General features: G+C 53.4%; 13 protein-coding genes and 1 pseudogene. 6 read left to right on the forward strand and 8 right to left on the reverse strand.

The window, feature by feature from the left end; all coding sequences use genetic code 11:
* Positions 1-113: 113 nt before the first annotated feature.
* A complete protein-coding gene (locus tag F3I15_RS04910; protein ID WP_150016794.1) occupies positions 114-443 on the forward strand; it encodes a hypothetical protein in 330 nt (109 codons plus the stop codon).
* A gap of 84 nt (positions 444-527) precedes the next feature.
* The gene (locus tag F3I15_RS04915) at positions 528-902 is read left to right on the forward strand and encodes a cell envelope integrity protein TolA (RefSeq protein ID WP_150016795.1); all 375 of its coding nucleotides are present in this window, start codon (positions 528-530) and stop codon (positions 900-902) included.
* On the opposite strand, the gene F3I15_RS04920 is transcribed toward F3I15_RS04915, so the two are convergent.
* The 5 genes from F3I15_RS04920 to F3I15_RS04940 all read right to left on the reverse strand — a co-directional run bounded on the left by F3I15_RS04920 (position 899) and on the right by F3I15_RS04940 (position 5,722).
* The gene (locus tag F3I15_RS04920) at positions 899-1,120 is read right to left on the reverse strand and encodes a hypothetical protein (RefSeq protein WP_150016796.1); all 222 of its coding nucleotides are present in this window, start codon (positions 1,118-1,120) and stop codon (positions 899-901) included. The genes F3I15_RS04915 and F3I15_RS04920 overlap by 4 nt on opposite strands.
* A gap of 154 nt (positions 1,121-1,274) precedes the next feature.
* Entirely contained in the window at positions 1,275-1,478 is a 204-nt protein-coding gene (locus F3I15_RS04925) for a type II toxin-antitoxin system VapB family antitoxin (protein WP_150016797.1), read from the reverse strand.
* 589 nt (positions 1,479-2,067) lie between these two features.
* Positions 2,068-3,279 carry an aminotransferase class I/II-fold pyridoxal phosphate-dependent enzyme gene (locus tag F3I15_RS04930; RefSeq protein ID WP_150017190.1) on the reverse strand — a complete coding sequence of 404 codons (1,212 nt, stop codon included), beginning with the start codon at positions 3,277-3,279 and terminating at the stop codon, positions 2,068-2,070.
* Positions 3,280-3,300: 21 nt separating this feature from the next.
* Entirely contained in the window at positions 3,301-4,632 is a 1,332-nt protein-coding gene (locus F3I15_RS04935) for an LLM class flavin-dependent oxidoreductase (protein ID WP_150016798.1), read from the reverse strand.
* Positions 4,622-5,722, reverse strand: coding sequence for an iron-containing alcohol dehydrogenase family protein (locus F3I15_RS04940; RefSeq protein ID WP_150016799.1), 1,101 nt, complete (start codon positions 5,720-5,722; stop codon positions 4,622-4,624). Before F3I15_RS04940 ends, F3I15_RS04935 begins: the two co-directional genes overlap by 11 nt.
* A 359-nt stretch (positions 5,723-6,081) precedes the next feature.
* On the opposite strand from F3I15_RS04940, the pseudogene F3I15_RS04945 reads away from it, so the two are divergent.
* The 4 genes and pseudogenes from F3I15_RS04945 (at position 6,082) to F3I15_RS04960 (ending at position 10,531) form a co-directional block, all read left to right on the forward strand.
* Positions 6,082-7,464: pseudogene (locus F3I15_RS04945) on the forward strand (adenylosuccinate lyase family protein).
* A complete protein-coding gene (locus F3I15_RS04950) occupies positions 7,461-7,997 on the forward strand; it encodes a GNAT family N-acetyltransferase (protein ID WP_150016800.1) in 537 nt (178 codons plus the stop codon). The pseudogene F3I15_RS04945 and the gene F3I15_RS04950 overlap by 4 nt, the downstream one beginning before the upstream one ends.
* On the forward strand, positions 7,998-9,182 hold the full coding sequence (locus F3I15_RS04955) for an amidohydrolase (protein WP_150016801.1): 1,185 nt from the start codon (positions 7,998-8,000) through the stop codon (positions 9,180-9,182). It begins immediately after the preceding gene.
* Positions 9,179-10,531: an MmgE/PrpD family protein gene (locus tag F3I15_RS04960; RefSeq protein ID WP_150016802.1), complete on the forward strand. Its 1,353-nt coding sequence runs from the start codon at positions 9,179-9,181 to the stop codon at positions 10,529-10,531. Before F3I15_RS04955 ends, F3I15_RS04960 begins: the two co-directional genes overlap by 4 nt.
* Here F3I15_RS04960 and F3I15_RS04965 read toward each other — a convergent pair.
* From F3I15_RS04965 to F3I15_RS04975, 3 genes are read right to left on the reverse strand one after another with little or no spacing between them, the layout of a single operon-like run.
* Positions 10,517-11,278 (reverse strand): amino acid ABC transporter ATP-binding protein, encoded by a 762-nt coding sequence (locus tag F3I15_RS04965; RefSeq protein WP_150016803.1) that lies wholly within the window; start codon positions 11,276-11,278, stop codon positions 10,517-10,519. The two genes, F3I15_RS04960 and F3I15_RS04965, sit on opposite strands and share 15 nt — an antisense overlap.
* Complete coding sequence (locus F3I15_RS04970) at positions 11,271-12,209, reverse strand: amino acid ABC transporter permease (protein ID WP_150016804.1); 939 nt, start codon at positions 12,207-12,209, stop codon at positions 11,271-11,273. Before F3I15_RS04970 ends, F3I15_RS04965 begins: the two co-directional genes overlap by 8 nt.
* Positions 12,206-13,102 carry an ABC transporter substrate-binding protein gene (locus F3I15_RS04975; RefSeq protein ID WP_150016805.1) on the reverse strand — a complete coding sequence of 299 codons (897 nt, stop codon included), beginning with the start codon at positions 13,100-13,102 and terminating at the stop codon, positions 12,206-12,208. Before F3I15_RS04975 ends, F3I15_RS04970 begins: the two co-directional genes overlap by 4 nt.
* Positions 13,103-13,143 lie beyond the last annotated feature (41 nt).

Below are 13,143 nucleotides of genomic sequence, written 5' to 3' on the forward strand. Positions count from 1 at the left end.
AACGGCACTCTATGAGGCGATTACGACAAAGAAACATATAACGCTGGTGGGGTTATAAGCCAATGCATTATGCTCAAATCAGCCCGTGAGGCGCAGGTAATAAGGAGCCGCTTATGACCGTTATGCCCTTCTCATACAGTCCCGATACCATAGAACGCTGCTTTAAACGGATCGCCTCGCTGGAATCAGCCGGTGCGCCATGCCATATCATTTACGATGAAAAAACACGGCGTATTGCCCTGATGGAAGCCAGAACATCCAACATTGAAGGGTATTTGCGGCATAAGGTTATCGGAACGGTTCAGGTGGAGCGTGTAAGCCGCAAGGCTACGCGCTTACAGGTTACCTCATTCTGGACAGACCCCGCGCAGCCAGCGAGCCTGAAAGCAGCCTTTCGGACCGCACTGCAGGATGTTCAGGATTTTGAGCTGGTGTGGCGGTAAGACAGTAAAAAGCCTGCAGGGTCCGGGCTCATTAAACGTCAGGAGCAATACGTGATATCAGTTAAAGCAGCAGTGAAGATCGCTATGCTGGTGGTTTCAGGCACCCTCGCTGCAAGCTGCTCTGCGTTGCACCCTTCAGGCTGCCATAAGACAACAGCATTGGGCGGCTGTGGTTCCGGCACCTGGGATGACCAGGATGAATGGGGCGCGCAGGCACGGGCAATCAGGAACGTCATTAACGCTAATATTCCCGATCCGCAAAAGTGGAAAGGGAAGTATTGCCGGGTGCATCTGGAATTTAAGCAGGACGGCACGGTTACCCGCGTCAGAACCAGTGAAGGCAACAGCGCCTACTGCGAAGCGTTGAAATCAGCCGTTCGGAATGCCACTTTTCCTGCATTTAACAACCCGGCGGTATACCATGATTTTGAAAAGTCCCGCTTTGAGATGAAAGGCTAACTCTGTTCGGACATATTATTTTGAACGATTGTAGATAGCTGATGAATGACGGCCAGTGCGCGCAGATACTCTTTATCCCATAAAAGATAATCATCAATTGGCACCAGTTCAGGTAAAGGGTGCCATTTGTCCCGCCAGATATTATTCAGGCTTACGACATCAGGCAGAGAGGGAGCAACGCCGATAATCTTATCAGCTTCATGGATTGCAGATTGCAAAGCATTCTTGGTGATCGAATCGGTAAATTTCTCTCTGTTGGCGTATCACTTTTCGCGTAGCTCTGTGACAACTGCTGCGTAGTTTTCGAAGTCCCGATAGCAGTCCTTCTGTTCCGGTACGTTATTGGAATAGAGGTATCAACCAGGATAGCCATTATTCAGAAGGCTCCTGATGGCATCGGGCAATGTACTCCATATTCGGTGCCGCACCACCGAGCGAGACCAGTCTTTTAGCAGCGTGTACCCGAACAACGGTTTTCATGGCTTCATGGAAAATATCAGCGTTATCCATGTCGGGATCAGCCATTTCCAGCGCCAGCGTGTACAGCGCATCGTCAATAGTTACAGTAGCTCTCATGATTTCCTCCGTTCCTGATTCTATTATTGATGCAATTAAAATCAAAAATGCATCAATAATCAGAATCTTTGGCTGCACGCGCTACAATTGGTCAATAAAAATCGCTATAGAGCTTGTTGTGGATTTTTGCTAATCAATACTGCAAACAAATCATGCGCAACGTTCTGAGGCGGAAGCATTAACGGCTTCGCTAACAACCACTGTTGACGACTGGTAACATAGTCAATGAAGTCGGTCGTATGGCATGACCTGCGGCAGTGAGTGGTACAGCCGTAAGGGCTATTACAAGCAAAAGATTTTGCGCCCGTCTGGAAACCCGTGGGCTGAAGGCGGTTTTATGCAAAGCATGAAGCTACCAATTTCACTTAACACCCTTCTTGTCCTAACCTTACGGGCTCAGGAGCCATATCAGACAGTTCATATCAGTACTGCCGGTAATGCAGGCTTACCATGAACAGATGTTGCTGATACTGGCATAAATCATGTGTCGATTGGCATCACTGAACGCCTGCATAACGTTTTAAGCAAATTGCATCATGCCCATTCTATCGGGACACGGGCGCAAGCGGCTCAATGAGTCTTTTAAAACTTACTCAGCGGGACTGAGCTTCGCGCAGGCTAATGCAATGCGTCGCCCGGCTTCGGCTACAGTGGCATTATCTGTGGCAATTGATAACCGGAAATAAGGCGACAAGCCGTATGCACTGCCGCCAACGCCTGATACGCCATTCTCCAGCAGATAATCCAGCACGTCAGCTTCGTTTTCGATTTTCGCCCCACCGGGTCGGTAACGCCCAATCAATCCGGCACAGCGACAAAAGATAAAGAATCCGCCCTGCGGCACCTGCAATTCCAGCCCGTCAATATTCGCCAGAATAGTGGTTATCACATCACGCCGCTGCTGATAAGCCGCAATCTGTGGTGCAATAAAATCCAGTCCACCGTTCAGGGCTGCCAGCGCAGCGGCCTGACTCACTGAACTGGCACCGGAACTGATTTGCGACTGTACCACGATCATGGCGGTAATGAGCGCTTGGGGCCCGGCACCATAACCGATCCGCCAGCCAGTCATTGCATATGTTTTGGATACGCCACCCACAAGAAGACTGCGCCCCTGAAGATCAGCAGCCACATTGAGCAGGTTCTGATGTACACGGTCATCAAAGAGAATGTGCTCATAGAGGTCATCGAGCATGATCAGTATCTGTGGATGGTTGCGCAGCACAGCGGCCAGCGCCTGCAGTTCAGCAGCGGAATAAACCGCACCGCTTGGATTTCCTGGATGATTAAGCACCAGCCAGCGGGTACGCGGCGTAATACAGGTGGCCAGCTGCGCCGGCGTCAGTTTGTAGCCCTGTTCCAGATGACATTCGATAAACACCGGTGTGCCGCCGTTAAATCGCACGCTGTCCGGAAATGTTGGCCAGTAGGGAACCGGCACAATGACTTCATCGCCATCATTGAGCGTAGCGGCAAAAGCATTGAAAATGACCTGCTTGGCACCGTTAGCTACCATGATGTTGTCCACAGTGAATGACAGCCGGTTTTCCCGCTGTAGCTTCTGCTTCACTGCTTCACGCAGTGCTGGCGTACCCGGCGTCGGCGTATACTTAGTTTCACCCTCCGCAATCGCCCTGTATGCGGCTTGTTTAATGTGAGCTGGAGTATCAAAATCCGGCTCTCCGGTGGTGAGATCTAAAATATCCACCCCGGCCTTTTTCAGGTCATTGGTGCGCTGTTTTGCCGCCGCGTTGGCGGAAAGTGACACGCGCTGAACACGGTCTGACAAAGCAATCGTCATGGTCATATTCCAACACTCAAGTTAAAACCGGGAGACAAAGTCAGGCTCAGGCAGGCCGAGATTTTCACGCAGCGTGCTGAATTCATATTCTTCACGGAACAACCCGCGACGGCGCAACTCGGGGATCACCAGTTCAACAAACAGCGAAAGCTGTTCTGGCATCACAGCAGGCATGATGTTGAAACCGTCTGCGCCGCCCTCTTCAAGCCAGCGCTGTAAATCATCGGCGATGAGGTCTGCTGTCCCGATCAGTACGCGGTGCCCACGCGAACCCGCAGCAATCGCCGCCAGTTCACGCAGAGTCAGATTATCGCGATACGCCAGATCGGTGAGCAGTTTCACCCGACTCTGGTTACCTTCACCGGCAGGCACGTCCGGCACTGGGCCGTCGAGAGGAAACGCACTCAGATCCATATTAAAGCGGGTAGAGAGCTGGCGGATGCCGTTATCAATGTCCACCAGTGAATTCAGTTCACGCCAGGTTTCATGCGCTTCTTCCAGCGTGCGTCCCACAATGGGCATTACACCGGGCAAGATCAGCACGTGATCGGGATGACGTCCGGCCTCTTTCACTTGTTGTTTCTGCGCTCGATAAAACGTCTGAGCCTCTTCAAGCGTGGCGGCCGCCGTAAACACGACTTCGGCGGTGGCCGCAGCCAGTTTCTGGCCGTCAGCAGAAGACCCAGCCTCAATGATCACCGGGCGACCTTGCGGCGAACGCGTGATATTTAGCGGCCCCTGTACCTGAAAATAGTGGCCCTGATGATTAACCGGCTGAATTTTATCGTTCATGAAATACTGGCCGCTGCCACTGTCTGGCTGTACCGCGCCCTCCTGCCAGCCTTCCCACAGCTTAAACGTGACCTCAAGAAACTCATGCGCGACGGCATAGCGTTCGGCATGCGTAGGCATATCGTCACGGCTGAAATTGCGCGCAACGTCAGTAGAGAACGACGTTACCACGTTCCATGCCGCCCGGCCGCGGCTGATGTGATCGAGCGAAGAAAAGCTGCGAGCCAGATTAAACGGATCGCTGAATGTTGTTGATGCCGTGGCGGCAAGCCCGATGTGGCGCGTCTGGACAGCCAGCGCCGACAGTAAGGTCAGTGGTTCAAGCCGTGCCATGGTGGAAGGCAGCCTGTAGACGCTTGTCGCCAGGGCATCCCCCACGAAGAACATATCAAACTTGCCCTCTTCCGCTTTTTTAGCGATTTCTGCCAGCCAGTCGATGTCAGTCGGCGAACCCAGGTTTTCCGTTAAGCGCCAGCCGCTGACATGGTGTCCAAGCGGCTGCACAAACAGGCCAAGGCGTAATTGACGTTTAGCTTTTCCTGAAGATGAATCAGAACTCATGGCGTAATCCCTGAGAATAATCGTGAGCTTCGGTTTCCAACAGGGCTTTTTCGATATTTTCCGCCGCGAGTGAAAACGGTAAACGGGCGGCATTTTCAGCGGGAAATATCACTTCGCGGGCAATAGCCGCGATAAGCACTTTCCTGTCACCCTTCAGGTACGGCAGTGCCAGTGGCGCGTCATATTTACGCAGCAAAGACAGCAGCTGCAGCTCCGGCTGACCGTTACCACTTTCCATGATCGACTGCACAAGCAGCCCGAAACCGACTTTCTCACCATGCAGCCAGTCATGCAGTTCTGGCTGATGGGTGAAACGGTTATGAATGGCATGCGCCACGCCCGGCGCGGGAGTTTTATCACGCATGCTGTTAGCCATACCGGCCACCGCGATAGTGGCATCGATAACTTTCATCAATGCCGGTGTGACTTCATGGCGGACGTTATCCTGCAAGGCCTGAGCACCATATTGTTCAAAAACGTCAACCGCAAGTTTAGCCGCCTGAACCTTCAGGTTCAGCGCCAGACTGTCATCGCTTTTCTGCTGATACGGGCGAAATTCATACCATTTAGCCAGCGCATCCACGATGCCGGCTTTGAGATAACGCACATCGTTTTGCACAATCACATTCGGATCGACCAGCAGCATCAGTGGCATACGTGACAACGGCTGGCTGCGCACATGACCGCCGTACTCGTTATAAATAATGCTGACCGGCGACCAGGCGGCGCAGGTTGCGGCAACCGTGGGTAGCGTCACCAGCCCGACATTGTTCAGCAGGTTTGCCACGGCTTTAGCACAATCCAGTACCCGCCCGCCTCCAATACCGAGCACCAGCGTGGCATGTTGTTCCAGCGCGCTATTCAGATGAGTCCGTATAGCGGCATCGGTGCATTCCGTAGTGAGAAAATTGACCTGCCAGCGAATACCAGCTGCTTTCAGGCTGGTCTCAAGTTCTGGATTCACCGCCCGCCACGCTTTCGGACTGGTAATGATCGCGATATCAGAGGAATGAACGGCAAGCAGCTCACCGGCGCGCGAAAGCAGGCCGGGCTGATGATAATAAGTCTGCGGTGATTTTATGGCGAACACATCGATACCCTGTATTCCGTCTGGTTAAAAAAGAACGACCCGTGATTAAACAGGAATGTGATATGGCATATATTCAATCGTTATTAACGTCATATTATGAGGATTGAAAAAACACACAAAGCTTTATATGGGCATTCTTATTAACTTATTCTCCATAGCATATATGGATTTTTGCTATGGCTCATAAACTTCTTGCTTACTACGCTGAATAAAAGAAATGATAGTGTCAAACAGGTCTGATGTAAGGCGAGAAAATAAAAAAGGCCCCACTCCTGTACCTGACTTGCTGATTATTTAATGTATCTTTCATGGCAGTATTACATTCCTGTTAATTACACTTTTTATAAGACGAGCATAATATGTCTTCGCATCCAATAGATTTTCTTTTACCTGGTAACTATTTTGGCACACCAGGAATGCGGGACATCTGGTCAGAGTAAAATCGCCTGGCGCAGCAGACCAGGGTCGAAGTTGCGCTGGCACTGGCCGAAGGTGAACTGGGGGTGATTCCACATCAGGCCGCACTGCGCATTGCGGAGCTGGCCGATGCCAGCCAGCTGAATGTTGAGGACATTGCCGCCTCCGGCATGCGCATGAAGTACTTCCTGATGCCGGTGCTTATTGCCCTGCAACAGCGATGCGGCGACGCAGGGGAATACATTCATTACGGCGCAACCACGCAGGATATCATTGATACCGCCACTGTATTGCAGCTGGCACAAACGCTCAACGTGCTCGTGCGCGATACCATTGCCGTGGCAAATGAGCTAAAAGCGCTGGCGCGTGAGCATCGGTACACACTGATGGCGGGTCGCACGCATGGCATACAGGCGTTACCCAAGACGTTTGGCTTCAAAGTCGCCGTCTGGCTGGATGAGTTTATCCGTCATCCCGACCGTCTTACGCCTCTCAGGCCACGTCTGCTGCCCGGCAATATCAGCGGTGCGATCAGTACCTATGCTGCGCCTGGCGAAACGGGCCCGAAAGTGGAACGTCGCACGCTGGCGATGCTGAATTTCAGTACGCCTAATATTGGCTGGCAGGCAGCGCATGACCGCTTTACGGAATACGCCTTAGTGGCAATGTCGATCAGCGGCACGCCGGGTAAAATCGGCAATGCACTTTACAACCTGATGCGCACTGAAATTAATGAAGTCGGGGAGCCTTTCAGCAGCGGGAAAACCGGCTTAACCACCATGCCGCACAAACGCAATCCTGCCGCGCTCGAAGGCCTCGTCAGTCTGACACAGCCGCTGCTGCACAGCGCATCGCTGATTTATCAGTCTCTGTACGTGGAGCATGAACGCGATGCAATGAGCGGGCGCACCGAATGGATCGCCCTGCCGGAGATTTCGATTTATCGGTCTGCTCAGCTGCAAAATGCCCGGGCGATTTTCTCTGGTCTGACGGTAAACAGCGCCCGTATGCTTGCGAATCTGCACATGCAGAACGGCTTGCTGTTGTCTGAAAAAGTGATGTTTGAGGTGGGCAAAAAATTCGGAAAGCAAACCGCGCATCATCTGGTTTATGCATGCTCCATGCAGGCGGCTGAAAAATGTCTCGCTTTCAAATCTGGGCTGCTTGCACATCCGGTGCTGGCGACCTGTATCACTGAACAGGATCTTGATCACTGGCTCGATCCGGCCTATTACACCGGCTGCGCCGCACAAAAAGTTGATGACGTCATCCGCTTTGCTGAGCAGTCCGGTCATCTGATTTCAACTGAGGAATGCGAAGTATGACACACCATGTCAGGCGGCTGACCCTGGACGATAAACACGAGTATCTGACGCTAATGCTGGCCGCCTATGCGCCAATCAGGGCACTTGGGATTCAGTTTGATGCTGCCACCGCCGATCTGGCACGCGTGACACAGCACCTCGCCGATCATGCTGTATTTGCGCGCTTTGATGATCAGCGAATGGTGGCTTCCGTTACCTTGCGTTTTCCATGGGGCGCACTGCCTGGCCCCCTGGGGCTACCGCATATTGGCTGGTTTGGTACGCACCCGGCTTACGCGGGTCAGAACCTCGGCAAACAATTGCTGGGCTGGCTGGAAGACAACATTCTGGTCCGGGAACTGAAAGCGCCGGCTTATTCACTCGGCACGGCCACCAGCCATCCGTGGCTGCGCGATATGTATTTAAAACAGGGTTTTCAGCCTGTGTTTGAACGCGATCTTGGCAAAGGACATACCACCCTATACCTGAAAAAAATTCTCGACGAAGAAGGCCACACCCGCTGGCTGGAACGTTATCCCTCTACAGGAGTTTAGATGTCAGACGTTACGCAAAAGCATCAGCAACTGGCGACATTTATTCAGAATTTTCGCCACCACCTGCATCGCCATCCGGAGCTGTCCAACGAAGAGTTTAAGACCACTGCTTCTATCCGGGCGGCGCTGGAGAAGTATGAAATTCGCGTGCTGGATTTGCCGCTTAAAACAGGCCTGGTGGCAGAAATTGGCGGCATTCAGCCCGGAGAGATGGTGGTGCTGCGTGCGGATATTGATGCTCTGCCGATTGAAGAAAAATCTGGCGTGGAGTACACCTCGCAAAACCCTGGCGTCATGCACGCCTGCGGCCACGACTTTCATACTTCAGCAGCGCTTGGCGCAGCGATTTTGCTCAAAGCGCAGGAAGATACCCTGTCCGGTACGGTACGCATTCTCTTTCAGGCGGCTGAAGAAACCGGTCATGGTGCTTCGGCACTGATCGATACCGGCGCGCTTGATAAGGCTGCCGTCATTTTCGGCATTCACAACGATCCCTCTCTGCCGGTAGGTGTGCTCGGCAGCAAAGACGGCGCATTAACTGCAGGCGTGGATCGGTTCGCAATCGCTATCACAGGTACCGGCAGTCACGCTGCACGTCCACATGAGGGCAACGACCCGATTATTATCGCCGGCCAGGTGATTTCTGCGCTGCAGACCCTGATCGCCCGCAATGTTCCCTCTGCGCACAATGCGGTGGTTTCTGTCACACAGATTCACAGCGGGAGCACCTGGAACGTGATCCCGGAGTCTGCCTGGCTGGAAGGCACCGTCCGCACGTTTAATCATGACACGCGAGATCTGATTGAACGCCGTTTGCGACAGATTTTAGCGGGCATTGCGGCGGCCTTTGATACCGCTATCAGCCTGGACTGGCAGCCAGGCCCGCCGTCAGTGGTCAACACAGCGAAATGGGTGGATTTCGCGCTGGCGCTCGGTAAAGACTCTGGCTTCGATGCCCGCCGCGTGGAGGCCAGCCCGATAGGAGAAGACTTTGCGTTTTATCAGCAAAAATTGCCTGGAGCATTCATTATGATTGGATCCGGAGGCCCTCATGCTCTGCATCATCCACAGTTTCGCGTGGATGATCGTGCCCTGTTTCCGACAGCGCATTATCTGTCGCAGCTGGCGGTACAAGCGCTACGCACGCTCAGTGCTGAAACAACGATCAGAGATAAAATTGCATGACACTAACGCAATCGCTGGCGAGACTTATCGTCAGTTCGGCCCCCTGCCCCCTGGCTCATGAAGCAGCCCGTGAAGGGTTACTGGATTTTCTGGCAGTAACCCTGCCCGTTTTACGCAGCACCCTTCCTGATGAAGGACTGACGATTTTGCATCAGGTTTACCGCACTGACGATCCTCCGACCCGCGCGTTACTGCTGGGGTATGCCGGCCATGCGCTGGATTTTGACGATTTCCATCCCGACTTTCGTGGCCACCCCAGCGTGGTGATTTTGCCTGCACTTCTGGCGCTGGCCTCACAAAACGCCGATATCGATGGTGCACACTTTCTTGAAGCGTATGCGATAGGCGTGGAAATGTCCGGACGCCTCGGACTGGCCATGGGGTCTCAGCACTACATCCTGGGTTTTCATAATACCGCCACGCTCGGTACGATTGCCGCCGCGGCTGCCTGCGCGCGGCTGATGAAAAGCACTGAACAACAAACGGCCGTGGCGCTGGGTATAGCGGCGACGCAATCTGCAGGTTTGCGGACGCAATTTGGCAGTGATGTTAAACCGCTGCACGCGGGTCTGGCAGCACAGAGCGCCGTCATTGCCACCCAGCTATCGCTGGCAGGCTTTCACGGCCAGCCAGACAACGTGCTGGAGAGCTTTTTGCTGGCGTATGGTGCCGGTCAGCAGCAGCCAGAAAAGCTGACTGCAGACTGGGGAGTGCCCTGGCGGATTATCTCCCCAGGCCTTGAGCTCAAACCCTATCCTACCTGCGGAGGCACGCATAGTGCCGCCGATGCCGCACGGGCACTTCGTGAGGCGTGGCTGCAAAAGGGCAACAGCCCGGACACACTGATAGCGGCCATTAAGTGCATTGAAGTTTCTTTTCCTCCGGGGGGGGACACTGCAGCGTCGGTGCGAAAACCCGGAACCGGCGTAGAAGCCAGGTTCAGTCTGGAATACGTCATTGCAGCGTGTTTACTGCGCGGGGAACTGCGCCTGGAGGATTTCACACCGGCGCCGGTGGTCGCACATATTGCAGCGCTGGCAGAAAAAGTGGCGCGTTGCCCGGACCGCTCTGCACCGCCGGACGAGCTGAATCCGGCCGCGCGTTTTCATCAGGTCACGGTGATTTTGCATGATGGCAGCGTGCTGCAACAGCGCTTCACCCGCCAGCAAAGTCTGGCCATTCCGTTTGATTTACCGGCGAAACTGCGCGTCTGTTTGCCCGATATTACAGACGCAAATCGGGCAGAGATGGTGAGGCTGAGCAGGCTGGAAAACCACGGCAGTCTGCCGCGGTTGGTTGATATGCTCTTTGCAAAGCACCTTCACGCAGCGTCGTTACAGAACCGTTGACAGAAAATGGCGAACACGGACGTTCTCCGTCTCATCGAGTACATATTTTGCTGGTCCCGACACCACAATTTTACCCTCCTCCATAAAGACGACGTTATCTGCCACTTCCCGGGCAAAGCCGATTTCATGTGTAACAATCACCATGGTAATGCCTGAATGCGCCAGCTTTTTGATCACCTGCAACACTTCACCCACCAGTTCAGGATCAAGTGCGGAAGTGGGTTCATCAAACAACATCACCTCGGGATCCATGGCCAGCGCACGGGCAATGGCTACACGCTGCTGCTGCCCGCCGGAGAGCTGCTGCGGCCAGTCATCTTCGCGACTGGCTAACCCCACCTGCCGCAGCAACGCGCGGGCTTTACTGAGTACGTGCTCACGGTTTTGCTTCTTTACCCGCAAAGGCGCATCGGTAATGTTTTGCAAAACTGTGCGGTGCGGAAACAAATTGAATTGCTGAAATACCATGCCAGTGCGACTCCGCTGCGCGGCGATTCTGCGGCTGCTCAGTTCATACAACGCCTGCCCTTTCTGCTGGTAACCGACCAGTTCACCACCAATACGGATCGTGCCGCCATCCAGTTTCTCTAAATGGTTGATACAGCGCAGCAAGGTAGATTTGCCTGAACCGGAAGGCCCGAGGATCACAGTCACCGATCCGGCCGGAATATCGAGGCTGATGTCATCCAGAACGGTATTACCGGAGAAACGTTTGGTGACTTTGCGAAATGCAATGGCTTCACCCATGTCTGGTTTCTCCTGCACTGATAGTGGGGGTGTTTACCGCGCAGGATGCAGACGCTTTCCAGGCCTTTCGTTTTACCTTGCGGTAGCTGCTGCGGCTGAAGTGTCGTTCTACGTAATACTGAATCACAGAAAGCAGTGAGGTCAGCAGCAGGTACCATAAGGTGGCAACCAGCAGCAGTGGGATCACTTCATAGGTGCGCTGATAGATAATCTGTGCAGAGAACAGCACATCCTGTAGCGAAATCACTGAAACAACCGCAGTGGTTTTCAGCTGACCGATTACTTCATTCCCGGCCGGAGGCAGAATAGCGCGCATGGCCTGCGGCAAAATGGTGTAGAGAAATATGTGTGCCGGCCGGTAACCCAGAGCGCGTGCAGCCTCGACTTGCCCGGTGCCAACGCTCTGAATACCAGCGCGGATAATCTCTGCGGCATAAGCAGACTGGTGCATAACCAACGCAATGACAGCCGCGCTGAACGGACTGATCAGGGAATTTGCGGAGGCACGCCAGATCTCACCAAACCAAGGCAGCGTAATCGAAATATTCGGGTAAAGCGCAGCAATGTTATACCAGAGAAATAACTGAACTAGCATCGGCACACCCCGGAAAAACCAGGTATATCCCCAGCTCACAGCGACCAGTACCGGGTTAGATGACAGGCGCATCAGTGCCAGAACCGTACCGCATGCAAAGCCAGCAATCACGGAAATGGCGGTGAGTTGCAACGTCATGAGTACGCCCTGAATGATTGACGGACCGGTAAAGTTTTCACCGATCACCGCCCATTCAAAACGCGGGTTACTGATCATGGAATTGCCCATAGCCAGCAATATCAGCAGTACTATCAGCGCGCTTATCCAGCGCCCGATATATTTTTTACTGATGATTCGCAGTTCTTCTGGCTGCTGCGCGTTGGTTTCACTGCTCATCCGAAGATCTCTTCATTACGTTTTGATTCTTTGACTGCACCAAAACCGATAGACCACTTATCGAGAATTTTCTGGTAAGTGCCGTCTTTGATCAGTGAGTTCAGGGAGGCCTGAACGGCCTCTTCCAGCGCCGACTGTTTAGGGAACGCCACTGACACAGGCGCATCATTAACATGAATGGTGCCGGTCAGCGTAAGCGGTTTAACCTGACTGACCTGATACGTCAGACCTTCATACGGGCCGAAAAACATCGGTACGCGGCCGCTCACCACGGCCTGCACGCCTGAAGGACGATCGGGGAAGACGGCAATCCTGATCGGCGGTTTACCCGCATCACTGCAACCCTTACTGGCTGCTTCAAGACGCCCAATCTGCGTGGTGCCTGCGCCGGCACCGATTTCCTGCCCGCATACAGCATCAAAAGAAGTGAATGGCGCAATATTGGCGTCCTTACGCGAGATGACCCCTAAGCGCGACGCATCGTAGTAACTGACAAAATCGACCTGCTCGAGACGCTTTTTAGTAGCATTAATATTGGACAGCGCGACGTCATAACGGCCGGATTTTAATCCCGGAATAATGTTGTCGAAACCGCCGGTATCCTGCCAGCGCACCGCCACACCGAGCCTTGCTGCAACGGCATTCATGACATCAATCTCACGCCCGGCAAGGGTTTTGTTGTCTTCCTGAAAAAACGTGGTTGGGGGCGTATTCGGATTGGTGCCTGCAACGATATATCCGCGTCTGGCGATATCTGGCGGAAGCTTACTTTTCAGGGTCTTATCAGCCGTGATTTGAAAGGTGGTGGAGGACGGAACACTTTCCTCCGCAGCCCATGCAGAAGAAAGGTTACCGGCAATCAGCAACGGAAGCAGTAATTTAGATAACGTCATAAAAAGCCTTTTCCTGGTTAAAACCTGCGAATATCACAAAA

The sequence above is a fragment of the Pantoea sp. M_9 genome, assembly GCF_008631385.1.
GTDB lineage: Bacteria > Pseudomonadota > Gammaproteobacteria > Enterobacterales > Enterobacteriaceae > Pantoea > Pantoea eucrina.

What these genes read in the sequence shown, in the direction of transcription:
- F3I15_RS04970 (WP_150016804.1), bottom strand. Translation starts at nt 12,209, where the DNA reads ATGAGCAGTGAAACCAACGCGCAGCAGCCAGAAGAACTGCGAATCATC.
- F3I15_RS04965 (WP_150016803.1), bottom strand. Translation starts at nt 11,278, where the DNA reads ATGGGTGAAGCCATTGCATTTCGCAAAGTCACCAAACGTTTCTCCGGT.
- F3I15_RS04930 (WP_150017190.1), bottom strand. Translation starts at nt 3,279, where the DNA reads ATGACGATTGCTTTGTCAGACCGTGTTCAGCGCGTGTCACTTTCCGCC.
- F3I15_RS04955 (WP_150016801.1), top strand. Translation starts at nt 7,998, where the DNA reads ATGTCAGACGTTACGCAAAAGCATCAGCAACTGGCGACATTTATTCAG.
- F3I15_RS04915 (WP_150016795.1), top strand. Translation starts at nt 528, where the DNA reads ATGCTGGTGGTTTCAGGCACCCTCGCTGCAAGCTGCTCTGCGTTGCAC.
- F3I15_RS04935 (WP_150016798.1), bottom strand. Translation starts at nt 4,632, where the DNA reads ATGAGTTCTGATTCATCTTCAGGAAAAGCTAAACGTCAATTACGCCTT.
- F3I15_RS04950 (WP_150016800.1), top strand. Translation starts at nt 7,461, where the DNA reads ATGACACACCATGTCAGGCGGCTGACCCTGGACGATAAACACGAGTAT.
- F3I15_RS04975 (WP_150016805.1), bottom strand. Translation starts at nt 13,102, where the DNA reads ATGACGTTATCTAAATTACTGCTTCCGTTGCTGATTGCCGGTAACCTT.
- F3I15_RS04960 (WP_150016802.1), top strand. Translation starts at nt 9,179, where the DNA reads ATGACACTAACGCAATCGCTGGCGAGACTTATCGTCAGTTCGGCCCCC.
- F3I15_RS04925 (WP_150016797.1), bottom strand. Translation starts at nt 1,478, where the DNA reads ATGAGAGCTACTGTAACTATTGACGATGCGCTGTACACGCTGGCGCTG.
- F3I15_RS04910 (WP_150016794.1), top strand. Translation starts at nt 114, where the DNA reads ATGACCGTTATGCCCTTCTCATACAGTCCCGATACCATAGAACGCTGC.